The organism is Swaminathania salitolerans (assembly GCF_007988945.1).
Lineage (GTDB): Bacteria > Pseudomonadota > Alphaproteobacteria > Acetobacterales > Acetobacteraceae > Swaminathania > Swaminathania salitolerans.
In genome coordinates, this window is record NZ_BJVC01000002.1 from 621,100 (window position 1) to 645,279 (window position 24,180).

22 protein-coding genes and 1 tRNA gene are annotated in these 24,180 nt (G+C 62.9%); 10 read left to right on the forward strand and 13 right to left on the reverse strand.

The features are described 5' to 3' along the window. The first annotated feature begins 175 nt into the window (after window positions 1-175). The gene (trxB, locus tag SSA02_RS06780; protein ID WP_186807705.1) at window positions 176-1,144 is read left to right on the forward strand and encodes a thioredoxin-disulfide reductase; all 969 of its coding nucleotides are present in this window, start codon (window positions 176-178) and stop codon (window positions 1,142-1,144) included. Between the two features lie 379 nt (window positions 1,145-1,523). Next, window positions 1,524-2,414 (forward strand): LysR family transcriptional regulator, encoded by an 891-nt coding sequence (locus tag SSA02_RS06785; protein WP_147093270.1) that lies wholly within the window; start codon window positions 1,524-1,526, stop codon window positions 2,412-2,414. Window positions 2,415-2,509: 95 nt separating this feature from the next. Here SSA02_RS06785 and SSA02_RS06790 read toward each other — a convergent pair whose 3' ends face one another. The 3 genes from SSA02_RS06790 to SSA02_RS06800 all read right to left on the reverse strand — a co-directional run bounded on the left by SSA02_RS06790 (window position 2,510) and on the right by SSA02_RS06800 (window position 4,465). Beyond that, window positions 2,510-2,842 (reverse strand): integration host factor subunit beta, encoded by a 333-nt coding sequence (locus SSA02_RS06790; RefSeq protein ID WP_147093271.1) that lies wholly within the window; start codon window positions 2,840-2,842, stop codon window positions 2,510-2,512. A gap of 68 nt (window positions 2,843-2,910) precedes the next feature. Beyond that, window positions 2,911-3,885 carry a signal peptide peptidase SppA gene (gene sppA / locus SSA02_RS06795; protein ID WP_147093272.1) on the reverse strand — a complete coding sequence of 325 codons (975 nt, stop codon included), beginning with the start codon at window positions 3,883-3,885 and terminating at the stop codon, window positions 2,911-2,913. An 88-nt stretch (window positions 3,886-3,973) separates the two neighbouring features. Further along, window positions 3,974-4,465 carry a MucR family transcriptional regulator gene (locus SSA02_RS06800; RefSeq protein WP_147093273.1) on the reverse strand — a complete coding sequence of 164 codons (492 nt, stop codon included), beginning with the start codon at window positions 4,463-4,465 and terminating at the stop codon, window positions 3,974-3,976. Between the two features lie 791 nt (window positions 4,466-5,256). Here SSA02_RS06800 and SSA02_RS06805 point away from each other — a divergent pair. Together SSA02_RS06805 and guaD are read left to right on the forward strand one after the other, a co-directional pair. Further along, complete coding sequence (locus tag SSA02_RS06805) at window positions 5,257-7,428, forward strand: FUSC family protein (RefSeq protein WP_147093274.1); 2,172 nt, start codon at window positions 5,257-5,259, stop codon at window positions 7,426-7,428. Next, the gene (gene guaD / locus SSA02_RS06810) at window positions 7,425-8,762 is read left to right on the forward strand and encodes a guanine deaminase (RefSeq protein ID WP_147093275.1); all 1,338 of its coding nucleotides are present in this window, start codon (window positions 7,425-7,427) and stop codon (window positions 8,760-8,762) included. Before SSA02_RS06805 ends, guaD begins: the two co-directional genes overlap by 4 nt. Here the strand turns inward: guaD and SSA02_RS06815 are convergent. The 3 genes from SSA02_RS06815 to SSA02_RS06825 all read right to left on the reverse strand — a co-directional run bounded on the left by SSA02_RS06815 (window position 8,726) and on the right by SSA02_RS06825 (window position 10,640). Continuing rightward, window positions 8,726-9,859, reverse strand: a complete 1,134-nt coding sequence (locus SSA02_RS06815) for an alpha/beta hydrolase (RefSeq protein WP_147093276.1) — start codon at window positions 9,857-9,859, stop codon at window positions 8,726-8,728. The genes guaD and SSA02_RS06815 overlap by 37 nt on opposite strands. Window positions 9,860-9,936: 77 nt before the next feature. Then, on the reverse strand, window positions 9,937-10,281 hold the full coding sequence (locus tag SSA02_RS06820; protein WP_371859190.1) for a zinc ribbon domain-containing protein YjdM: 345 nt from the start codon (window positions 10,279-10,281) through the stop codon (window positions 9,937-9,939). A 269-nt stretch (window positions 10,282-10,550) separates the two neighbouring features. Then, window positions 10,551-10,640: transfer RNA gene (locus tag SSA02_RS06825), tRNA-Ser, on the reverse strand. 328 nt (window positions 10,641-10,968) lie between these two features. Here SSA02_RS06825 and rplU point away from each other — a divergent pair. The 4 genes from rplU (at window position 10,969) to proB (ending at window position 13,809) form a co-directional block, all read left to right on the forward strand. Continuing rightward, on the forward strand, window positions 10,969-11,283 hold the full coding sequence (rplU, locus tag SSA02_RS06830; RefSeq protein ID WP_147093277.1) for a 50S ribosomal protein L21: 315 nt from the start codon (window positions 10,969-10,971) through the stop codon (window positions 11,281-11,283). Between the two features lie 28 nt (window positions 11,284-11,311). Further along, the gene (gene rpmA, locus SSA02_RS06835; protein ID WP_023977546.1) at window positions 11,312-11,578 is read left to right on the forward strand and encodes a 50S ribosomal protein L27; all 267 of its coding nucleotides are present in this window, start codon (window positions 11,312-11,314) and stop codon (window positions 11,576-11,578) included. A 95-nt stretch (window positions 11,579-11,673) separates the two neighbouring features. Next, window positions 11,674-12,690: a GTPase ObgE gene (gene obgE / locus SSA02_RS06840; protein WP_147093278.1), complete on the forward strand. Its 1,017-nt coding sequence runs from the start codon at window positions 11,674-11,676 to the stop codon at window positions 12,688-12,690. Then, window positions 12,691-13,809, forward strand: a complete 1,119-nt coding sequence (gene proB, locus SSA02_RS06845; protein WP_147093279.1) for a glutamate 5-kinase — start codon at window positions 12,691-12,693, stop codon at window positions 13,807-13,809. Between the two features lie 119 nt (window positions 13,810-13,928). Here the strand turns inward: proB and SSA02_RS06850 are convergent, their stop codons facing one another. From SSA02_RS06850 to SSA02_RS06875, 6 genes are all read right to left on the reverse strand, one after another. After that, complete coding sequence (locus SSA02_RS06850; protein WP_147093280.1) at window positions 13,929-14,753, reverse strand: hypothetical protein; 825 nt, start codon at window positions 14,751-14,753, stop codon at window positions 13,929-13,931. A 68-nt stretch (window positions 14,754-14,821) separates the two neighbouring features. Further along, window positions 14,822-16,270 (reverse strand): histidine-type phosphatase, encoded by a 1,449-nt coding sequence (locus SSA02_RS06855; protein ID WP_147093281.1) that lies wholly within the window; start codon window positions 16,268-16,270, stop codon window positions 14,822-14,824. Next, window positions 16,267-18,771, reverse strand: coding sequence for a TonB-dependent receptor domain-containing protein (locus SSA02_RS06860; protein ID WP_246103678.1), 2,505 nt, complete (start codon window positions 18,769-18,771; stop codon window positions 16,267-16,269). Before SSA02_RS06860 ends, SSA02_RS06855 begins: the two co-directional genes overlap by 4 nt. 96 nt (window positions 18,772-18,867) lie before the next feature. Beyond that, the gene (locus SSA02_RS06865) at window positions 18,868-19,794 is read right to left on the reverse strand and encodes a FecR family protein (RefSeq protein WP_147093282.1); all 927 of its coding nucleotides are present in this window, start codon (window positions 19,792-19,794) and stop codon (window positions 18,868-18,870) included. Between the two features lie 16 nt (window positions 19,795-19,810). Then, the gene (locus tag SSA02_RS06870; RefSeq protein ID WP_147093283.1) at window positions 19,811-20,335 is read right to left on the reverse strand and encodes an RNA polymerase sigma factor; all 525 of its coding nucleotides are present in this window, start codon (window positions 20,333-20,335) and stop codon (window positions 19,811-19,813) included. A 120-nt stretch (window positions 20,336-20,455) separates the two neighbouring features. Further along, a complete protein-coding gene (locus tag SSA02_RS06875; protein ID WP_147093284.1) occupies window positions 20,456-20,764 on the reverse strand; it encodes a DUF2312 domain-containing protein in 309 nt (102 codons plus the stop codon). Between the two features lie 367 nt (window positions 20,765-21,131). Between SSA02_RS06875 and zwf the strand changes: the two genes are divergently transcribed. Next, window positions 21,132-22,601, forward strand: coding sequence for a glucose-6-phosphate dehydrogenase (zwf, locus tag SSA02_RS06880; RefSeq protein WP_147093285.1), 1,470 nt, complete (start codon window positions 21,132-21,134; stop codon window positions 22,599-22,601). 9 nt (window positions 22,602-22,610) lie between these two features. Further along, on the forward strand, window positions 22,611-23,066 hold the full coding sequence (locus SSA02_RS06885; RefSeq protein ID WP_147093286.1) for a hypothetical protein: 456 nt from the start codon (window positions 22,611-22,613) through the stop codon (window positions 23,064-23,066). On the opposite strand, the gene SSA02_RS06890 is transcribed toward SSA02_RS06885, so the two are convergent. After that, entirely contained in the window at window positions 22,996-24,171 is a 1,176-nt protein-coding gene (locus SSA02_RS06890) for an alpha/beta hydrolase (RefSeq protein ID WP_147093287.1), read from the reverse strand. The genes SSA02_RS06885 and SSA02_RS06890 overlap by 71 nt on opposite strands. Between the last annotated feature and the right edge of the window lie 9 nt (window positions 24,172-24,180).

Below are 24,180 nucleotides of genomic sequence, written 5' to 3' on the forward strand. Positions count from 1 at the left end.
TGGTCGTCCTGATCGCTATGGGTCATTATCACCGTAAGGGTCGGTCGCAACGGATCTGTTGGCATGTAGATTGCCATACCTATATCTGCATCCCGACCCAAGAGCCATGTCTCATCACACTGGTTCGATGGATTTACCCCAGCCCCTCACCCGCCCACCACCAAGGACACGCTACGTGAGCCAGAGCTTCAAGACCGATCTGCTCGTCATCGGCGCCGGACCAGCCGGTTATACCGCTGCGATCTACGCCGCCCGCGCCAGCCTCAAGCCCATTCTCGTGGCCGGGCTGCAGCCCGGCGGCCAGCTGACCATCACAACCGATGTGGAAAACTACCCCGGCTTCGCCGAGCCCGTGCAGGGGCCGTGGCTCGTCGAACAGATGCGCCTGCAGGCCGAGCATGTCGGCACCGAGATCCACTACGATCTCATCACCTCCTGCGATTTTTCCCGGAAGACCGAGGACGGGTATTTCCGGCTCGAAGCCGATTCCGGAGCCATCTATCTCGCGCGTACCGTCGTGATTGCGACCGGCGCCCAGGCCAGATGGCTCGGCCTGCCTTCCGAGGCACGCCTCCAGAGCGGCGGCGTGTCCGCCTGTGCCACCTGCGACGGCTTCTTCTATCGCGGAAAACGCGTGGCCGTCGTCGGCGGCGGCAACACGGCCGTCGAGGAAGCGCTCTATCTCACCCATCACGCGGACCACGTCACCCTGATCCACAGACGCGACACCCTGCGGGCGGAGCGTATTCTTCAGGAAAGACTTTTCGCCAATCCGAAGATCAGCGTGATGTGGAACACCGCTGTGGAGGAAGTACTCGGTTCGGGCAAGCCGGAGACCGTATGCGGGCTCAGCCTGCGCAATACCGTCGATGGAAGCCTCGACACGCTGGCCGTCGATGGCGTGTTCATCGCCATCGGACATACGCCCAATACCGGCCCGTTCCGCGGCCAGATCGCCTGCGACGAGGAAGGCTATATCCTGACCACCCCCGGGAGCACGCGCTGCTCGGTCGAGGGTGTCTATGCCGCAGGCGACGTGCAGGACAAGAAGTTCAGACAGGCCATCACGGCTGCGGGCACCGGATGCATGGCCGCACTCGAAGCGGAGCATTTCCTCGCCGGCCTGCCCGCTTCCGTTCCCTAAGCCTGTTCATTCCCTGAGACTGTTCGTTTCCTAAGCCTGCTCGTTTCCTGTGCCCCTGTCTTCACGACCTTCCGGTAAGCGCCCCGGGCAGAAGGGCGTGCGGACCGATACCCGGGCATCGGCTCCCGATGCGCCAGACGCCGCGTCTTCCGGCCCTTCCCTCTGCTGCTTGTCGGGGCCGGTTGTCGGGGCCGGATGTCGGGGCGGCACTCCGGGAAATGGACGTGCAGAGGAAGGGAATAAAAATGACTTGGCAGCGGTGACGAATGCTGCCAAGTCAATGCTTTGACACGTCATGACCTCAGCGATCGTGGACAATTACCTTCTTCGTTCAATAAACGCCTCGCACCCGGTCGAGGATGAATTCTAGGGAAGACGCATGGACTGGGACAAATTACGCATCTTCCATGCCGTTGCCGAAGCCGGCTCGTTCACCCATGCGGGAGACCGCCTCAATCTCAGCCAGTCCGCGGTATCGCGACAGATCTCCGCGCTCGAGGATTCTCTCAATGTGCCGCTTTTCCATCGGCATGCGCGCGGGCTGATCCTCACGGAGCAGGGCGAGACGCTCAACCGGACGGTGCGCGAGGTCTTCTCGAAACTTTCCCTCACCCAGGCCTATCTCAGCGAAAGCAAGATCAAGGCCAAGGGAGAGCTCAAGATCACGACAACCTCGGGTTTCGGTCTCGGCTGGCTCGCGCCGCGTCTGGAGCGGTTCATGACCCTTCACCCGGATATCGAGGTGGGGCTGATCATGGAGGATACGGATCTGGATCTCGGGATGCGCGAGGCGGATGTTGCAATCCGCATGCATCCTCCGCGTCAGGCGGATCTGATCCAGCGCCATCTCGCCAATTTCACCATGCCCATCTATGCAAGCCGATCCTATCTCGATCAGCACGGCACACCCGAGAGCATCGCCGATCTCGCCCAGCACAGCCTTATCGGTTTCGCAGGGGCTTCTCCCCCCCTGCCGGATGCATTCTGGCTGATCGAACTCGTTCGGCGACAGAGCCATGGATCCGTCCGTAACCGGCTTTCTATCAACAGCTATCCCGCCATCGCGATCGCGATTGCCAATGGCGCCGGCATAGGGTCCCTGCCGACCTATCTCGCGGCTGCCCATCCGGATCTCGTGCGCGTTCTGCCGAACGAACCGGTCCCGACGATCGAGGCCTTCTTCGTCTATCCCGAGGAACTCAAGATGTCGAAGCGGATCACCGTTCTACGCGATTTCCTGCTTGGCGAAATCAACCCCGGGAAGCACTGACCCTTTCGCAACGGGGGGCGCGGGGCGAGCGCAACGAACCGCGTAGGGTCGGGATCGCCCATGGCCGGAACCGGGCGCGATCCGGATAGAGCCGGTCAGCCGCGCTTGCTTCTGGAAAGATGAGTCCCGGGGAGATGAGCCCCGGAAACCTGCGCGTTGACGCGTTCGCGCAGTTCTTTTCCCGCCTTGAAGAACGGAATGGTCTTCTCGCTCACCGCGACCGTCGAGCCGGTGCGCGGATTGCGCCCCTGACGGGCATCGCGCTTCTTGACCACGAAGGCGCCGAACCCCCGGATCTCGACCCGATCGCCGCGGGAGAGCGCCGTGGAGATCTCGGTCAGGATCGTCTGTACGATCAGTTCGACATCGCGGGCATTCAGATGAGGATGAGCAGCAGATAACGCGGAGATCAGTTCTGATTTCGTCATAGTGAAATGCTTCGGCCCTCTGGGAAGCCGGGCGGTCGATCGGCCCGGCCAGCATCGAATGATCGTGCTTACCGTGGCAAGATCGCGACCGCTCCGTCAAGCGCGTGATAACGCGCAAACTGACGCAGCGCCTCCGGCATGGCGAACCAGTCACCGCCGAAATGCCTGTGAATGAACTCCCACACCGTCTTCGGAGGTTTCTGCGTCGAGACCTCGCGGACCGGCATGGTCTTGCCATCCCTGATCTGCGCCCCCAGCCAGAGCCGCGCCTGCTTCTCATCGCCCAACTGATCGACGAGATGGAGCGGAAGGGCCTGCCGGCCCGTATAGGGACGCCCGTCGGCGAGCTTCCGGATTTCCTCCATGGGGCGATGACGCCCTTTGGCGACGATCGCGACGAACTGATCGAAAAGATCGTCCACCACACCCTGCAACATGGCGCGCCCCTCGGGTTTCAATGGCACGAATGGCTGCGACTGATCCTTCATGGGGCCGGAGGTGATCGTATCTGCGGTCACCCCGATGCGCTCGAGCAGCGTCGAGGCATCCGGCCGGATCATGATGACCCCGATCGAGCCCGTGATGGTGGAGGGATAGGCGAAGATACGCCGCGCAGGCGCTGCGATCATGTAGCCCGCAGACGCCGCAACGCCCTGCATGGAAACGGCGACAGGCTTGCGGGCTGCGAAGGATTCGATCGCATCGTGGATCGCAACGCCCCCCGTCACCCCTCCTCCGGGGCTATCGATGACGAGGAGCAGACCGTGGGTATGCGGATCTGACGCGAGGCGATCGATCGCCTCGACGGTGGCCTGCATCCGGTCGCTTATGATTCCCTTGATCTCGAGCCGCGCAATCGAATCGGTGGGGCCCTGCCGATGGCCCGGCAGGAACAGCATCCAGAATGCCGCAACACAGGCGACGAGCGCCAGCACGCGCCAGAACAGGAGACGGCGGCGCTGCAGGCGATAGGCCACGCGCGTATCGTCGGAGGCTGGCCCGGCCCCGTTTCCGGCCTCGGCTCGATTATCCGCCTGTTCCATCGCAGAGACATTCCTTTACAAGCAAAAAAGGCAACTCATCGCAGGATGAGTTGCCTTTTTGAGGACGTCTACTGGCGAAAGGCAGAAATCAGACCTTTTTCGCACGCCCGCGACGCGAGGGGCGATCTTCCGACTCCGCACCCTCTTCCGCAGAAGCGCGTGTCGCGGCATCGAGACCGGCATTGATCTTGCGTCCAAGACCGATCTCGCGCGCCAGATGCGAGCGACGCTCGGCATAATTGGGCGCCACGAGGGGGTAGTCGGCGGGCAGACCCCAGCGTTCGCGATACTGCTCGGGCGTCATGCCATAGGCGCTCTGGAGATGACGCTTGAGCATCTTCAGCTTCTTCCCGTCTTCCAGACAGACAATGTAGTCCGGGAAGACGGAGCGCTTGATCGGCACGGCCGGCTGCGGACGCTCCGGCTCCGGTTCGGCCTGACCGGCGCCCTGAAGCGCATTATAGACCTGCTTGATCATGCCCGGCAGCTCTTCACCCGACATCGGATTATTCGCCACATGCGACGAGACGATCTGTGCGGTCAGCTCAAGGAGGGCTACGTTGTTCTCGATCTCAGACATTTATTTTCTCTTTGTCGAAGTTTAACTCTTTTAACCGGGTCTTTTATATCAGCTCATCTGACGAGTAAATAGATTTAACGTTTTTCCATCATTTTTTATACTTTCCTGAGCTCTTCGTTAAAAACTCGCGAAACATAGAATGTTTCCATGGAAAGAAAAGAAAATCTTCAAAATCAGTTTCATTCTTTAACATTCTCTTGCGGTATGACCGTCAACTATCGTGAAACTATAATAGAACAAACAGGTAAATTTTTTCCTAATCACGGAGTTTCGAAAGAAAAACGCCCCGAACTGTATTGGTTCATACATTTCCCTCCCCTCGTCGTAACCGTCTCACACGCGCGACATGCCCACGCGCCCGCTCTAGTTCCGGGATTTGGAGAGGTTGTGCGGGTATTTCCAGTATCCCTGTCGATCCGGACGATATGACCGGCGTTTCTTTTCCCGATTCGCCCAGAGAACATCAGGAAGAGAGAGGCTTATTATATTTTTTTTTACAGAACCGACCCGGATCCGACGCAAGAGAGCGATTCTGTTCCAGCCCATGCAGGATCGCGAGACCGGGGCCTGCGCGCGCATCGTCCATGTTGCGCGTCATGAGAAGCCGCAGCGTAAACGCATCGTGTCGTATCGGAGACAGCACGGCGACAAGCGGGACGCGCCTGTTTCCTCTCCTCCCGCAACCGGGCATTACTCAAACTTAAGGCCGTGTTTCTGGTTTCAATCGGGTTTTCACCATATCCGGCTAAGCCTGCTCCCTGCTTCCCTGCAGAATCACAGATCGTGAGTTCATGCCCTCCGTGCGTATCCCGCTTCGCCTGACCCCGTCCCTTTCCACCGGATCGCGCAGCCGCGCGACGGCCGCACGCGGTCGCTGGTCCTGGCTCTATGCCCCGTCTGCCCAGGCCGTCGAATTCGCGCTTCGCAATACGATCGCGGCACTCCTCGCCCTCGGTATCGCCATGTGGATGGAGCTCGACAGCCCGATCTGGGCCACGATGACGGTGTGGGCAGTCGCACAGGGCACCCGCGGAGAAAGCCTCTCGAAGGCACGATGGCGTATCGTCGGCACCGTCATCGGGGCCACCGCAGCGATCGGACTTTTCACCCTTTTCCCCCAGCAGCCCCTGCTCTTCTTCCTGACCCTCGCGATCTGGATGGGGCTGTGCGCCGGACTCGCGACGTTCGTCAGCAATTTTCGCGCCTATGCGCTCGTCCTCTCCGGCTATACCTGCGCGATCATTGCCATGGGCGCCGTACACGACCCGGACAACGTCTTCATGATTGCGATCTCACGCTCGACCTATATCGGGCTGGGCGTGGTCTGCGAGGCGGGAATGGGCCTCATCTTCGCGACCGGTCAGGAACGACAGGCCCGAATCGCGGTCAGAACCAAATTGCAGACGGCCCTGTCCCTCGTCTCCGCATCGATTGCCGATATCCTCTCCGATGCCGCCTCGACCCAGCGCAAGGCCCGGGATCTCTTTGCGACCATCCTGCGTCTCAACAGCGAGATCGAATTCGCCGAGATCGAAATGGGGCCGCACGGACATGAGGGCGATCATGCACGCGCAGCCCTCGCGGCCGTTTCCATCCTGCTGTCGCGCGGATTCGGCATGGCGTCCCGCCTGGCCGCTCTCGCCCATAGCCATGGCAGTTTCCGCGAGACTTCGGACGAAACGCAGATCTTCCTGAGGGGGCTGGAGAGGCGCCTGAAGGCACAGGAGCCCGTCCAGTCGATTCTTGCGGATCTGCATGTGCTCATCGAGCGCTGCCGGGCCCATGCAGCGCCATTCATGGTGCCCGATCACGAGCACACGCCGATGGTCGGCCCCGTCGACGAGCGCGTGCTTCATGTGGCGTTGGGCGAGCTGCTGCACGATCTCGAGATTGCCGTCATCGAATACGATGCGAGCACCCATCTGATTCCCGGCGATCGCTTCCATTTCCGTCTTCAGACCCATCGCGACCCCCGCAACGCCATCAATAACGGACTGCGCGTCACCGCCTCGATCCTTTTCACAGCGCTGGTCTGGGAGATCACCGCCTGGCCGAACGGCGCCGGTTTCATCTCGATCACCGCCCTGATCTGCGGCCTTTTCGCCACCCAGGAGAATCCCGTTCTCGGCACGACGTCCTTTCTCAAGGGCACGGTCTGGTCCATCATCGCCGGGGGAATCCTGACCTTCATCTTCGTGCCGAAATTCGATACCTACGAGATGTTCATCATGGCATTCGGCCCGGCCATGTTCATCGGAGGCCTCGCGCGGATCAACCCGGCCACGGCGGGCGCGGCCGCCGCCTACGGGCTTCTCATGCCCGCAACCGTGAACGTCCAGAACCATCATCGCCTGAACGAGATCGCGTTCTTCAACGGAGCCAGTGCCACGCTGCTCGCAGCCTGCGCCGCCGTGCTCGTGTTCCACACCTTCCTGCCCTTCAATCCGCAATCGGAGCGTCATCGTCTCAGGATGCAGATGCTTGCCGAACTGCGCGCGCTCTGCCACCTGCGCAAGGCACCGGAAACGCGACGCTGGATCGGGCGGAACATCGACCGTTTCGCCCGCCTGATCCGCCATGCGGGTCCGTCTCCGCTGCCGATCGTCGAGAACTATCTGCAAGGCACGCTTGCCGTCATGACGATCGGCCTCAACGTCATCCGGCTGCGTACGCTCCTCGACCGCGACCATCTTCCGGACACGGCGCGTCGCCCGATCGCGCTGCTGCTCGACCGCATGGAATATACCCGCGACCGGCACGATCGCCCGGCGCGCGTCGCGGCGGCGGCAGTGCGCAGGCTCCGCGCGCTCGACCGTACCGAGCACGATCTGGTCACCCGGCTGGAGCTGATCCGGGGCATTTCCTATCTCGTCGTGATACGCGACGAGCTGACGGCCAATGCCGCCTTCCTCGACGAAATGCATGGCTATACCAGCCACCGCGCCTTGCAGGAGCTCCGATGAGCGCTTCCCAGCCCGATCTGGCCCTTCGCGGCACGCTCCTCCGGTTCCGGGGCGACCCCTTCGAAATGCCCCCCGACGAGGCGCTCGACATCGAAACGGACGGGATCGTCCTGATCCGGGACGGGCATATCGTCGAAACCGGCCCCTTCGCGCGGCTGAAGGACCGCCTGCCTCCGGGAACGGGACTCCACGATTACAGCAATTGCCTCATCGGCCCCGGCTTTATCGACGCGCATGTCCATTATCCGCAATTCGGCGTCATCGCCTCGTACGGCGAACAGTTGCTCTCCTGGCTCGAGCGCTATGTTTTTCCCGAAGAGCGGCGCTTCTCCGATCCCGGATACGCGACACAGATCGCCTCCGCCTTTCTGGATGCCCTTCTCGCGAACGGCACGACAACCGCTTGCGTCTATTGCACGGTGCATCCCGAATCGGTCGACGCCTTCTTCTCGGAATCGCAGCGCCGCAATACCCGGATGATTGCGGGCAAGGTTCTCATGGACCGCAATGCGCCGGACTTCCTGTGCGATACCGCCCAGAGCGGATACGACCAGTCACGCGCACTGATCGAACGCTGGCATGACAGGGGCAGACAGCTTTACGCTGTCACGCCTCGTTTCGCTCCGACAAGCACACGCGAACAGCTCGCGCTGGCGGGGGCCCTGCTCGACACATCCGGGACGCTGTTCATGCAGACGCATCTGCTCGAAACAACAGCGGAAGAGCGCTGGGTGCGCAGTCTCTTTCCCGAGCGGCGCTCCTATCTCGATGTCTATGACCATGCCGGGCTCGTCCGGCCGCGCAGTGTGTTCGGTCATGCCGTTCACATCCACGATGCCGATCTGCATCGCTGTCACGACGCGGGCTGCGCGATCGCACATTGTCCGACCTCGAACGCCTTTCTGGGAAGCGGGGCCTTCGATCTCTTCGAGGCGCTCCGCCCCGACAGACGGGTGCATGTCGCACTGGGTTCCGATATCGGCGGAGGAAACGCGCTCTCGATGCTGCGTGGCATGAACGATGCCTATTGCGCGGCCCAGAGCCACGACCGGCGCCTGCACCCCGTTCAGGCGTACTGGCTGGCAACGCTGGGGGCGGCACGCGCGCTCGGGCTCGAGGCTTCAATCGGCCATCTCACCCCCGGGATAGAAGCCGATCTGTGCATTCTGGACCCTTTCTGCACGCCCGTTCTGGCACAGAGATCGGCCCGGGCCGAATCGGTCGCGGATCTCCTTTTCGCCCTCTCCATGCTGGGGGACGATCGGGCCGTACGCGCAACCTATGTCATGGGCGTGCGTCAGCCCCGCCCCCGGGGCTGGGCCCGCGAGACGTGATCCCCTCGGCCCGGACCGCCGGAGGATCTCCCCGGACCGGATGAAGCCGCGTCACGCGCTTCACCGTAGGGCGGCTCCAGCAATCCGATCTGCCTCAACCAGAGCGCGTAGCGTGCGGTCCAGTCCTCGCTCGGGGTACCGGCCCTTCCCATGCCAAAACCATGCCCGCCTGCAGGGAGAGAAACATAGGTGACCGCTCCCCCTGCCCGAACGCAGCGCCTCGCCATGAGGGCCGCATTGGCCGGAGATGCAATGCGGTCGTCATCTGCCTGAACCAGAAAGACGGGCGGATACCCCTTCCCGACATGGGTCTGCACCGACCAGGCTCGTGCAAGAGACGGATCGGGTTTCCGTCCGACAAGCGCGCGCCGGGTTGCGGTACGATCGTAAGGCTTCTCGAGCGTGATGACCGGATAGATCAACGCCACGCCGGCGAGCGACGCATGAGGAACCGGGGAAACAGCCCCGGAGGGGGATCCCGCGAGGGTGTCGGAACCCCTCCAGCCGGTCGCCAGCATTCCCATGAGATGCGCGCCCGCCGAGAAACCGAGAAGACCGATCCGGGCAGGATCGATACCGTCCCCCTGCGCGCGCTGCAGAACGATCTCCAGGGCGCGACGCGCGTCATCCAGTGGCGCGCGCGGCCCCTCGAGCCACCCTTCGGGCGGCAGACGATAGACGAGCACATAGACCGTGATGCCGCGCGCCGTGAGCCAGCGCATGGCCGGATACGCCTCCCGCCCCATGGCGATGCGGTGATATCCGCCGCCCGCCGCCACGATCACGGCAGCACCGTTCGGATGCGGGGGGCGGAATATCTCGATCCGCGGTATCGCTATGCGGGAAAGCGCTCCGGAACGCCCTCGCTTCTCAGGCGCGGACGGACCGTCACCACCCCATCGCCATGGGGCGGGAGGCGTATCCGGCCAGAGCGCGACGCAAACCGGTCCGGCAGACGCATCGGGCCGGATACAGCTGACGAGCAGGAGCAGAAGAGCGAACCACGGGAGACGCACGAGAAAGCGTCGTTTCCGGAAGCTGCGGAAAGGAACGGGAGACACCGGATACCGGCACGAAGCGCGTTCTTTCACTCCCATGCCTCTCCTTCCATGCCATCCCCCACCGGCCGATCGCCCCCGGTGGGCGCCGCCTCATGAACCGCCCTTCCCGGCTTTCAGCTTTTGCGCACGAACACCGATTTGAGATTCATGGCTCCGATCCCGGCGATCTTGCAGGCAAGATTATGCCCGTCATGACCGTCCACCAGACGCACGTTCTTGATTCTGGTTCCGCCCTTGATGACCGAAGAGGCACCTTTGACCTTGAGATCCTTGATCACGGTCACGGTGTCGCCGTCGGCGAGAACCGTCCCATGCGCATCGCGAACCGTGCCATCCGCCTCATCGCCGTCCGATTCCGCGCTCAGGCTCCATTCGAGCCCGCATTCGGGACAGACCCAGAGCGCACCATCTTCATAGATATGTTCGCAGCCGCATTGCGGACACACATCGCTTTTCACGATTTTAACGATCCTGTTCTTCTGCCGGGAGGCGCCGCCCCTCCAGGGAGGCGAGGACTCGGAAGCCGCCTCCCGCTCGATGCCCCTGTTCTTAGGAGCCGGAGATCGTTTTGAAAAGCGACGAAGCCGGTGCACCCCACCGCCGGTCGAGGCGCGGACACAGGGACGGGGCGCAGATATGCGCGTAACGCCGTTCCCGGCGCTTTGCCCCGGGGAGCATGCATCTCACGGTCTCGGATAATCGAATTATCAGATTATCAAGGGGGGGATGGCGGAGAGGGTGGGATTCGAACCCACGGTACCCGTGAAGGTACAACGGTTTTCGAGACCGTCCCAATCGACCACTCTGGCACCTCTCCGCAGCAGGCTTACCTGGTCGTGGGCGGCTTATAGGAGGCAGAGCGGCGGGCGCGCAAGAGGGGAAGAGACGATTCTTTCGCTAATCTTTTCTTTCGCCGGTCTTTTCCCGGGGCCCGTATCCCTGGGCCCCCTGCTATTCCACCCGGGAGAGGTTTCGAGGGCCCGGACGCAATAATGATTGACGCGGGCGTTGCCGCTCCTGTAGTGACGCCCCCTCGCGGGGGAACGCTTCGGACGCCCGCCAATAACAAAAAGCGACTGGGCGATGCCGACCGGGGAAAACCCCGGCAAAATTGCCAAGAGATCGGACTGATAGAGAGTTTGAACATGTTCGCAGTCATCCGCACCGGCGGAAAGCAGTATCGCGTTACCCCGCAGGTTACGCTCAAGGTCGAGAAGCTCGAAGCCGAAGCCGGCACGACCATCACCTTCTCCGACGTTCTGGCCGTCGGTTCCGACGCCGGAATCAAGATCGGCGCGCCGCTGGTGGCTGGCGCCACCGTCACGGCGACCGTGATCGCCCAGGATCGTCTGGACACGGTCATCATCTTCAAGAAGCGCCGCCGGCAGAACAGCCGCCGCAAGAACGGCCATCGCCAGCCGGTCACCGTTCTGCGCATCGACGCGATCAACGCAGCGTAACTGACGCAAGAGAGAAGGAGAGACCTCCATGGCACAAAAAAAGGCAGGCGGTTCGAGCCGTAACGGACGCGACAGTGCAGGCCGCCGTCTCGGCGTCAAGAAGTTCGGCGGTGAAGCCGTTCTCGCTGGCAACATCATCGTCCGTCAGCGCGGCACGAAGATGATGGCTGGCCCGAATGTGGGCGTCGGTCGCGACCACACGCTTTTCGCTCTCGCCGACGGCGCCGTGAAGTTCACGCGCCGCGCCGAAGGCCGCGTCCACGTTTCCGTGACGCTGGCAGAAGCCGCAGAGTAAGAAACTGGTCAGGACCAGTTGACGGGAGAGGCCGGTCCGCTTGGGCCGGCCTTTCTCGTTTAGACCGTTATTGTTGGACGAAGACGAGACAGACCATGAAATTCCTCGACCAGGCCAAGATCTATGTGCGCTCCGGCGATGGCGGGGATGGTGTCGTCGCGTTTCGTCGTGAGAAATATATCGAGTTCGGCGGTCCAGACGGAGGCAATGGCGGTCGCGGGGGCGATATCGTCTTCCGTGCCGTCCCGAACCTCAATACGCTGATCGACTTCCGCTATACGCAGCATTTCCGCGCCCGAAAGGGCGGCAATGGCGCGGGATCCGACCGTACCGGCGCCAAGGCCGAAACCGTGATCATCAATGTGCCGATCGGCACACAGATTTTCGACGACGATCGCGAAACGATGCTTGCCGACCTCGATGAGGCGGGCAAGGAAGTGCTGCTCTGCAAGGGCGGCGATGGCGGGTTCGGCAATGCCAACTACAAGACCAGCACCAACCGTGCCCCGCGTCGCGCCGACAAGGGCTGGCCGGGTGAGGAACGCTGGGTCTGGCTGCGTCTCAAACTGATTGCGGATGTCGGTCTGGTGGGCCTGCCCAATGCGGGAAAATCCACCCTGCTGTCGGTCTGTTCGCGCGCCAGGCCCAAGATTGCCGATTATCCCTTCACCACGCTGCATCCGCAGCTCGGTGTCGTGCGCCTCTCGGCCACGGAAGAATTCGTCATCGCCGATATTCCGGGGCTGATCGAAGGCGCAAGCGAGGGCGCCGGACTCGGCGACCGCTTCCTCGGTCATGTCGAGCGCTGTGCCATGCTCATCCATCTGCTCGACGGCACGGAAAGCCAGCTGGTCAGGAACTACCGCATGATCCGCGGGGAACTCCAGGCCTATGACGAACAGCTTGCCCGCAAGCCGGAAATCATCGTGCTCAACAAATGCGACGCCCTGACCAGACCCCAGATCACCGCCAAGAAGAAGGCGCTCGCCAAGGCATCCGATGCCGAGATCCTCACCCTCTCGGCCGCGACCCATGAGGGGCTGGCGGAGCTGCTCCGGATCGTGCAGGATCGTGTTACGGAAACCCGCCTGAAAGAACGCGAGACCTCGTAAGTGAACATTCGGCTGACAGAGTCGCGCTGTGTCGTCATCAAGATCGGTTCGGCCCTTCTGGTCGATCCCGCCGAGGCTGCGCTTCGTCATGCCTGGCTGAAGACCGTCTGCGACGACATCGCCCGCCTGCGCCGCGGAGGCACGCAGGTGGTGGTGGTCTCTTCGGGGGCGATCGCGCTCGCCCGCTTCCGTCTCGGCCTGATCGGACGGCGCCTTCGTCTCGACGAAAAGCAGGCCGCCGCCAGCGTCGGACAGATCGAGCTGGCACAGGCTTGGTCACTCGCCCTCGCCGCCCACGATCTGACCGCAGCGCAGATGCTCCTGACGCCGGAGGATACCGAGGATCGGGAACGGCATCTCAACGCGCGCGCAACCTTGCGCACCCTTCTCTCGCTTGGCTGCGTTCCGGTCATCAACGAAAACGATGCGATCGCCACAAGCGAGATCCGCTTCGGAGACAATGACCGTCTGGCGGCCAGGGTCGCGCAGATGATCGGTGCCGACACGCTCGTCCTGCTCTCCGATATCGACGGTCTGTACACGGCCGATCCCCGGCGCGATCCAGGCGCCGTTCATATCCCCGTTGTCGAGACCCTGACGGACAGCATCATGGAGATGGGTGGCGCCCCTCCTCCGGGCTATTCCTCGGGCGGCATGCATACGAAGCTTCTGGCCGCACAGATCGCGACCCGGGCTGGCACCCGCATGGCCATCGCCTCCGGCCTCGGGGACCATCCGGTGAGCGCCCTCGTCGAGACGGGGCGCTGCACATGGTTTCTCGCTTCCGACGATGCGGGCTCGGCGCGCAAGCGCTGGATCGTCGGCTCTCTCGGGTCCAGGGGGCGGCTCACGATCGATGACGGGGCCGTTTCGGCCCTGCGGCGCGGCAGTTCGCTTCTTCCGGCGGGCGTATGTCTGGTGGAGGGCCGTTTCGATCCCGGAGATCTCGTTACCATCGTCGATCGTGAAGGGCGGGAAATCGCACGCGGGCTGAGCGCCTATGACTGCACGGAGGCACGCCGGATCGCTGGACATCGCTCCGGGGAGATCTCGTCCTGTCTCGGTCATGACGGCCCTGACGAACTGATCCACCGGGACGATCTCGTTCTGCTGCACTGATCCCTTTCGCACTGCCCCCTTTGCACCGGCCGCTCCTGCACTGACCGCCACTGCCTGGGCCGCCTCTGCTTTGCCCACTCGCCGCGCGCTGCGTCCTTGCTGCGTCGGCAGGCGTCCCGTCAGGGACGCGGCGGCCAGCGCAAGGTCGGTTCGGACCTCACCCTGCGCTGATCCTCCGCCTGACGCAGACGCTCTGCATCGGTCTGCGTCGCCCGGGGGGCCATTTCCTGTCTCTGCACCTTCAGGCGCCATGCCGCATCGCGGTCCGTCTGCGCTGCCGGCTCCGGGGCGGACCGCTCCGCCCGCTGATATGAAGAGGCTGGTCCGGTGCTCGTATAGGCCTGATAACCCTGCATGCGCTCTGTCGCGCCGTTTTCCGTCCCGGGGGCCATGCGCGGAGGACGGGGCGCCTCGCGCTGGGGCGGAGGATCGAAATGGGTCGGACGGAGGATTTTCTCGACCGTTTCCTGAGCCCCGGACTCCGCATAGCTGTAATCGTCACGCGCCGGAGGCACCGGCGCAGGCCGCTCTCTTCGCTCCCCTGCGGCCGGAGGCTCCCTGTACACGGCCGGACGATGCGACGCGGCACGGGCTGCCTCGCTGGACCAGGGCATCGCCTCGGCGGATGACGGGGAATGTGCGGCGCCCCCATGCTGGACAGGCACCTCTTTCGCATCTCCGTCCCTGGTTCCGGCGCTCCGGCGCGGCGGGGTAAAGACAGGTTCGCCCGAGGGTCCGGTTTCGGCTCCTCCCTGTGCAAGCCGCATGGCGATGATCCGTAATTCGGCCCGCACTTCGTTCAGCTGGAGTTCGACCTCCTCCAGCCGCGGTTTCACACCGAAAACCGAAAACGGCATGAGAATGAACATGAGCCCCAGCCCGAGCAGGACAAAACCTGCGAGGAACTGCATCCAGAGCGGCAGGGTAAGAAGCGTGGTCGTCATGATCTGCGATCTATGCTATTTTCAGCGACTCCGCCAAGAGAGATCTTTCGGCAGCTTTGCCGCGGCTCTTACCCCGCTCCGGGCCTTTTCACCCCCGTGCCGGAATCGACCCGTGGAACCTGACGGGTGATTTCACCCAGAAACAGCCTCCCCCCATGCTCCATATCCGGCGCCGCCGCCTGGCGCAGTGCATCGAGGGACTGGTGAAACACGACGGCGCGGGTGACCGCCCTGCCGTCTCGCAGGCGCCAGCGCTCGAAAGCGAGCACCGTATCCGGTGCCGTCGGATCGGGCTGATCGACAAAGTTCCAGCTCAGACCGTAATACCCTGCCAGAGCGTCGAGCGTCGTATCGTGCCCGGCAAGAACCAGAAGACGGGTTCGGCGAGCGGGACCGCTCCCATCGGGCAGACGCACCCCCTCACCCGTGAGAAACTTTCCGATGACAGCGGCGAGCCCCTCTCCCCGACGGAGCGCCCGCACGCCGCGCCTGCGGGTGAGATCCGAAAGATAGGTATGGACCGGCAGAACGGCGGCGAGGAGCGACGGGTCGATCCGCCCCAGCCAGGCCGGGCTGTCGCCTTCCGTCCCCAGCTTCTGGAGATAGACGAGCAGCAGGTTTTCCGAAACGCTCGCGCCGAGCGCCGGTCCCGACCTCCGGTCGAGCCGTCCGTCCGACGCGCTACGCAGAGGTGCCGAAAAACAGGGGGATTGTCCCGCACCGCAACCCTGCGGAGCGAAAAGGGCTTGCAGACGCGAAAGACCTTCCCTCACCGCTTCAGGTCGTTCATGACGATCGGCAAGAAGCACGTCATGCGCTTCGTCTCTGCCGTCGCTCCGGTCCTTTTCCTTCTGTATCGCCCCGTCAGGCGCCATACCGGTGAAAACCGGATCGTGCTCTCCCGCATGATGCGAGACGATGCGCGACGCCCCCAGCCCCCGCGCCATGATCGCACCGCTTTCCAGGGTTCGTGCATCGGCGGAATCCGCCCAGATCACCGGCTCGGGATCCGCAAGACAGGGATGATCGTCCCCGTGACAGGAGAGATCGTACCACTCCGCAAGCCCCTCGGTCATGGCACGAAGCGCGTCCCGCCCATGAGGGGTGAGCTGCCCCGGCCCCACCGGCCAGCGCGGCCAGACGCGACCGGTCAGACGACCGAGCACGAGAGGATCCTGGGTGGGTGAGCGTATGCCATGGCGTGCCACGAGCACGAGACGTTCGAGCCGTGCGCCCTCCTCCGCCGGCGCAGTGCGGAGGAAACCCGCATCCATGGCCCGTTGCCGGACGGGGGCGGAATTCTCACCGGGCGCGGCACGAGCCACCGGAAAAAACCCCTGTATGGCAAGGAGGCTGGCGGCCAGAAACGCAATCGGGACGGCGCGCACGCCTCGCCGCCTCACGCGATGCGATACCGGCAAGCGCGCGATATCCGGTCTGGTGTTGCCCGGACTCACGACGTTCGGACTCCCGAGGTTCGGGCTCGTGCTGTTCGGGCTGATCCTGTTCGGGCTCATGGTATGGTCGCGGTCAGATTGAAGAAGACGCTCCTCCCGGCGATCCGCCAGTAGAGCGGCGCGCCCTCGGGATAACCGGGGCTCGCAGAATTCTGGTTGCCGGCGAAGGCATTGACGGCGCGATTGTCGAAAAGGTTCGAGATCTTGAGGCTGGGCGTCACGTCGCGCAGATAACCGCCCACATGTCTGATATGCCAGCCGAGAGCGAGATCCGCCGTCACATTGCTGTGGATGCGATACTGGTTGGCGAAAACGGCGTTTCCGGCACTGTCGGTCGTGCTGTCGAGGCCCCAGCTATTGCCGACATATTTGCCGATCAGGGAGAAATACGGCCCCTTTCCGTCATCGTAAAGCAGGCCGAAGCTTGCGAGCGCGTTGGGACTCGCAGCCACGCGAACGCTGCTCTTCTTGTACTGGGCGTCGTTGACGCTGTAATTTCCATAGAGCGAAAAGCCCTTGCCCAGTGCATATTGCCCCTCGACCTCGAGCCCCTTGTAAATGGCACCACCGCTATTGACCGAAGTGGTCTGCGTGCCGAAACCGGGCACCTTGATCTGCGCCGAGGCGATATAATTCGAGAAATCGATGTAATAGGCATCGAATGAGAGGGTCCAGCGCTTGCGCTGCAGGACCGTGCCGACCTGATAGTTCAGGGTCGTTTCCGGCCGGACATTTCCGACATCCTCGGTCTGGAAGACGCTCATCGGCGGCGCGAGAAATCCCCGGGCTATCTGGCCATATACGCTCCAGCCGGGAATGAGGATCTGGTTGACCGCTATGGACGGTTGCCAGGAGGTGAATGTCTGGCTCGTATCCAGCGGCTTCTTGGTCGATTTGTTCACTGCAGCATCGTAATCGCGCCTGAAATAGGAATATTTGATCCCCGGCTTGATGACCGTGCCAGGGAAAGGCTTCCAGTCGAATTCGAGATAAGGCTGAACCGTCGTATTGAAATCGGAAATATCGTAATTGAAGGCGGAGCCGTTCTTGCCGGGAACCATGATGCCCCCCCGGCTGAGATCGACCGCATAGGTATAGCGACGATCGTCCTGGAGATCCGCCCAGGCGCCCAGCAGGATATCCCCCTGGCTCGTATGCCCCTTCAGGGTCAGTGTATCGCCATAGTCACGAAAACTCGCATTGGCATACTTCGCAGGAATATCCCTGGGATACACGGCGAGCTTCTTCCCCGTCGCAGAATAGAAGGTCACGCCATTGACCGATGACCGATCCTCCGAGGCATCGACCGTCTTGGTGTAGTCATGCTCGAAACCGTTGGTATAGAGACGGTTTTCGACGGTCAGCCAGTCCGTGACCCGCGATTTGAGGTCGATATAGTCGAAATCCGACGTATACGAACTCGGATTATAGCCCGCATAGCATTGCAGGGCCGGATTGGCGCAAAGACCGTAATTCTTGCCATAGCGACGATACTGGTCGAGCGTGGCTCCCTGCGTGGTGTTCTGCCATTCGATATTGTAGGTCGTCAGCAAGGTAAGCGTCGTCCGTGTTCCCAGCGGCACGACATCCTTGAACAGGAGATTGCTGCGTCTTTCCCCGGATCCGGTCAGATAGCCGTCCGTTTCCTCATGCTGCAGATCGAGCACCATCGAGCCGAACCGCGTCTTGCCGCTATCAATTTCGATACCGCCTGCCCGGGTATTGAAGCTGCCATATGTCCCGTAGGGCGTGACGCCGAATTTCTTCGCTGGGCTTCGCGACTCATAGCCGATCGTTCCGCCGAATGTGGCGTTTCCGATGGTCGAAGCCGTTCCGGGACCGCGATTCACCTGCACCTGCCCGAGGAAATGCGCGATGAAAAGAGAGGATGTCGTATGATGCAGATCGCTGGCATTGCCGAAGGGAATGCCGTCGAAAACCATGTTGTACTGTCCATCCTGAAACCCGCGGAGACTCATCGTTTCCGCCTTGCCCATCCCCGGGCCGTTGGGATTCTGGGACCAGATGCTCGGCTGGAACCTGATGATATCGTCAACGCTCGCGAGAGGAACGATATTATTGGTCAGAAAGCGCTTCTGGATCACCGAGGTCGGCTCGGTGATGGTGAGCGGAACGGTGGATGGTGCGAGACGCTCCGCACGCCCGATGACCGTGATCTGCTCATGTCCGGGTCGGGCGTGCCCCGCCGCGTCCCGGTCGTGCAGGCCCGAGGCTGGCGTTACGATCAGCACGACGCCATCGGGCTGGATGCGCGACATGAGGGACGATTTCGAAAGAAGCCGCGCGAGCGCCTGTTCGAAGGTAAAGACGCCGTCGAGCGCAGGCGCGCGAATCCCGCGTGTCTGATCGCCCGAAAACAGGATATCGCGTCCACTGACCCGGGCGAGCCGCGTCAGCGCCTCCGATAGCGGCGCTGCGGGCTGATGCATGGCGAGATGCCGGGCATCCGATGGCGGTGTCTGCGCATGCGCGGCATGAACGGCGAGTGCGAAAGCGAGAATCTGCGCCGGTAGGACACCCGCCCGGAATCTTGAAGTCATGGAAGCACGTATCCCCCTGGAATCGGACCGTGATGGTCCCTCTGTCCGGAGGACGAAGCAGAGCGGGTCTCCCTCAAGCGGGGAGACGCTCTTTCATCAAAGCTTAACAATCCTGATCGCGCCGTCCCGCTGCTCCACCCTGAGCGGCAGCAGATAAGGAAGAGCCGCGAAAAATCCGCCCGGTCGGGCCGTATGGAAAACGCCGCTCACATGCAGCGCAGACAGGGCAGGATTCTCGATCCTGACGGGAAGAGCGGAATACCGGGCCATTTCTGCAACGGCCACATCGAGCCGGGTGTCGCGAAAAATCGCCCTGCCCGTTCGCCATGCCAGAAGAAGATCGAGCGCCGGGCGCGTGACGACGCCCGCCCCCCGGGGGAGCGTTGCAGCCAGACAATCGCCCGCCTTGACGATATGGGCTTCCCGCCCCTTGCGCACGACCGATGCTTCTCCCGACACCGTCGTGAGGCTGAACCGCGTGCCGGTCGAGACGATGTCGAATTCCCCCTGACGCGACGAGAACCGCCAGTCTCCGCATCCGAGGCTCACAACAGAACGCCCCGGCTTCACGGTGAGGGCGAACCGCCCCGTGCGCAGGTCGGGGTCCGTATCGTCCGGGCCGAGAGCGACCGCGCTGCGCGCGTCGAGCAACAGGGAAAATCTCTGCGTCTCGATCCGTTTTCTCTCACCGAACCCCGTACTTACGAGTCGCGCATCGGCGGTGCGCCCCCCGATGACGAGCCCGGCAAAGAGGACACCAGCGCCGAGAACGACGCGCCGCCGCGTATCGCGCATGGCTGCGGAACGCGAACGCCCCGCCCTCGCACCATCCGGATCGGGTAGCGTGCGCGGGTCCATCTCCCATATGCGGGATACGAGTTCGAAAGCCCGACGATGGACGGGATCCCCCTCCAGCCAGGCCGCGAAACGTTCGCGATCCCCGGCGGTGCAGCGATCCGAATGAAGCCGTGCCTGCCATTGCGCCGCCTGCTCGACGGACTCGTTCAGTGTCGGCGTCGTCATGAGGCCTGTCCCGCCGTCATCGACCGATGGCACGAGAAGGATGCAGCTCAGCCGGATCGATCAGCGCAAGCGCGAGACCGGAGACCGCCCGTGCGACCGCCTTCTCCACGGTGCTGACGCTGACCTTCATCCGGATCGCGATCTGGCTGTAGGAAACGCCCTCCATGCGGTGGAGGAAAAAGATACGGGCCGTCCGTGCATCGAGCGCGAGAAAGGCCGATTTCACACGCGCGAGCTGCTCGCGCCCCAGGACGATCCGTTCGGGTCCGGGTTGGCTGCATGCGGCTTCGGGCAGGGATGCCTCGTCGAGGGATGAAAACGCGATGCATCGCTCCCTGCGGGCTCGATCGATGGCCAGATTGCGCGCGGCACGCAGGATATAGGCTTCCGGATGGGTGATACCGTCCAGACCGCGTTCGAACAGATGCAACAATGCTGTCTGCAACAGATCGTCCGTATCGGAACGGCGAAGACTGCTGCGAAGCCGGTTATGCAGGGAGATCCAGACGGCGTGACCGAGACGCCATTCCGCCACTGACATCGTTTTCCCACCCGCTCCAGGAATGACCGAAAAGCGGGTTTGTCATATCAAAAGCGGATCGTTCTGTCCTTTCCTGTTCCCGCCTGTCTCGAAATCTTAACAGAACGGGAACGGGGGCCATCACATGCCGAGCGCGCGACGATAGATGTCCAGAAGCGTTTCCTGCTCCTCGATCTCGTTGGGCTCCTTCTTGCGGAGCTTGATGATGTTCTTGATCGTCGCCACGTCGAAACCTGCGGATTTCGCTTCGCTGAAGATATCCTTGATATCGCCTGCAAGCGCCTTGCGCTCTTCCTCGAGACGCTCGACACGCTCGATCACACTGCGCAGGCGATCGACCGCGATGCCTCCGACATTCGATTCCGGATCAGCGGCCTGACGAGCGCGGCTGGCGGCAGCGGCATCGGTATCAAAAGGCGTGTCAGACATGGTGTCCTCGAATTCTGGCGTTGCACAAGACGGCCCCGGGAAGCGGAGCGGCGCACGCGCGATCGCCGGGGCGATGCGCACGGGAAGAACGGCGGCTTATCGCGGCTGGCCCCAACGGGTCAACGCATATCGCGCCAGACAGACCGCATGGGGGATTTCCGATCTGGCCCGAGCTGGCCCGAGCTGGCCCGATCCGGCCCGATCCGGCTCATGCGCGCGCCCGGGTCGGGGCTCGGGCTGGGGTTCGGGCTGGGGTTCGGGCACAGAAGCCCAGGGGCCCGGTATGCCGGCACGATCTTTACCGGGCCAAGGCCAGCGTGTCATAACGGCCGGACTGCACTTCATCGATAACCGGAGAGCCAGGCCGATGTCCCAGTCCCACCAGGTCGCCCCTTTCGACTACATCATATTCGGCGCAACCGGCGATTTGACCATGCGCAAATTGCTGCCCGCCCTCTATTATCGTCTTACCATGGGTCAGGTGCCCGATACGGCCCGCATCATCGGAACGGCGCGCTCCCCGCTCTCCCGCGAGGAATATCAGGGCCGTGCGCGCGATGCGCTCAAGCGCTTCGTCAAGGCCGACGATTTCGATGAGGACACGGTCGAGCGCTTTCTGGACATGGTCCATTATGTCAGCCTCGACGGCTCCAAGGCGGAGAGCAACTGGGATGGCCTGCGCGAGGTTCTCAGCCACAAGGCCGATGAACATGTGCGCGTCTTCTATTATGCGACCGCCCCCGATCTCTATGGCGCGATTTCCGCCAATCTCGCCAAGGAGGGCCTCGTCACCGACGATAGCCGCGTCGTTCTGGAAAAGCCGATCGGCATCGACCTGAAGACGGCGGACGAGATCAACGAAGGCGTCGGCAAATTCTTCAAGGAGAAGAACGTCTTCCGCATCGATCACTATCTGGGCAAGGAAACGGTCCAGAACGTGATTGCGCTGCGTTTCGCAAACCCGCTGCTCGAAGCCGTGTGGTCGGCCGAGCATATCGAATCCGTCCAGATCACGGCCGGTGAGGTCGTTGGCGTCGAAGGGCGTGCCGCCTATTACGACAATTCGGGCGCTCTGCGCGATATGGTGCAGAACCATCTGCTCCAGGTCCTGTGCCTCGTCGCGATGGAGAAGCCTGCCTCCCTGGAAGCGGATGCCGTCCGCGACGCCAAGGTTTCGGTGCTGAAATCGCTCGTGCCGCTCGACAAGGACACCCTCAGGAACGCGAGTGTGCGCGCGCAGTACACGGCAGGCCATATCAAGGGCGCGACGGTCGAGGGCTATCTCGACGAGCTGGGCCATGAAAGCAACACCGAGACCTATGTCGCCCTGCGTGCCGAGATCGACACGCCGCGCTGGAAGAACGTGCCGTTCTTCATCCGTACGGCGAAGCGCCTGAAGAAGAAGGTCAGCGAGATTGTCGTGACCTTCAGGTCGCCCGAGACGTCGCTCTTTCCCGCGCGTCCCGGCCGCAACGTGCTCGTCATCCGCATCCAGCCGGATGAGGGCGTGTCATGGTCGTTCAACGTCAAGGATCCGACGAACGACGATTTCGCGCTGTGGCAGTCGACCATGGATGTCCATTTCGAAAAGAGCTTCAATACGCGTTATCCCGATGCCTATGAGCGTCTTCTCCTCGACGCCGTGCGCGGTTATCCCGTGCTCTTCATCCGCAGGGACGAGGTCGAGGCTGCATGGAAATGGGTCGCCCCCGTCATGGAGGCATGGGCCCGCAACGACGTCCCGATGGCGCATTATCCCGCCGGAAGCTGGGGCCCCGAAGAGGCGCGCGCGATGCTCGCCCGCGACGGGCAGCTCTGGCACGAAGACATGGAATAAGGCACGCCCGTGGCATCAGACCCGAAACCCGCACCCAAACTCGGTTCCGGCCGCAGGAAACCGCGGACACTCAAGCAGCATCTCCTGCGGCGTATGCTCGTCCTGATCCCTGCCTCTCTTCTGGCCATTCTGGTCATGAAGATGGGCTGGCTGGATCAGGCCGCCGACAAGATCCAGTTCGATCGTCTTGCCTGGTTCGACAACACCAAGCTCGTCGAGCATCTCCGTGTCATGGTCACCCATAACGGAATGACCGATGTCCCGGCGAAATGTCTCGTGCCGATTCTGAACGGCAACGACCCGCCGGAAGCGACACGGATCGACTTCATGGAGCGCAGCTCCAAGGGGTGCCCGGGCAAGCCGGGCACGTTCGACCGGCTCTTCACGATCAAGGTCAACCGGGCCGATCGGCTTCTGGCGACGGATCAGGGCACACCGGGGCGTTTTCACGCCATGCCGCAATAAAGGGCGATCCCGCCCCGATCCGGGTCTCTCCGTCAGGGACACCGGTCGGGGGGCAGTCGCCGGTCCGGCAGATCGCTGCCGGTTCCGCAACCGATCGCCAGAGCGATCCCGCTCTTGCAGCGGCAAAGCGCCGTCGCAGGAACGCCCCCCCCTCGCGCAGGGCGCGCCTCCCCTCCACCAGAACCGCATATCCATTCAGAAAACCGTGGATCGCCGACGGGAAACCCCGCAAGCTGACCTCGACACCGGCTTCCCGCAGGAGCGCCGTATAGATCTCCCCCTCCCCGCGGAGAGGATCGAACCCCGCCGTGACGATCATCGCGGGTGGCAGTCCTTCCAGGGAAGGCGCGAATGCGGGGGCGAAATCCGGGTCGATCACCTTGCGATCGTCCTGCACGTATTGTCTGCCGTACCAGTCCAGAAGCCGGGCCGTGAGCATGTAGCCTTCGGCGTGATCGATCCGGCTCCGGGGCGACCAGAGGCCGGTCAGGGCCGGGTAATAGAGAAGCTGGGCCGCGAGGGCCTCTCCCGCATTCTCCCGGGCATGCGCCCCTGCGCCATCGCGCGCGCGACGCGCCAGAACGGCAGCCAGATTGCCCCCCGCGCTGTCACCGCATACGGCAACCGGAAGGTTCAGCGCGCGCGCCTGTCCGAAGACCCAGCGCAAGGCCTCCCAGCCATCTTCCACCGCCGCTGGAAAGGGATGTTCCGGCGCGAGACGATAATCGAGGGAGAGGACCATCGCTCCGGAATGCCGGGCCAGACGACAGCAGATTCCGTGATGCGATACGAGATCGCAATGGACAAAGCCGCCTCCGTGCAGGAAGAGCACGATACCGCCGACCCTGCCCCGGGGACGATAGAGCCGCGCCTTGCGCGGTCCCGCGGCACCCGGAACGGCAATGTCCGACCACCGCCTTATCTGGAATGAGGAGAGACGCTGCGGAAAACTCGGCAGCCCCGTCATGCGTCGCAATGAAGCCAGCGCCTCGGGCGTCACCCGTTCGGGAAGCGGCAATCCGTCGCGCCCACCCGAGGCCGTTCTGAGTCGACGCAGGAAGAGCCGGTACAGCAGGCCCGGACGGTCTGGAATTCGATCGGTCATCGGGTGGAT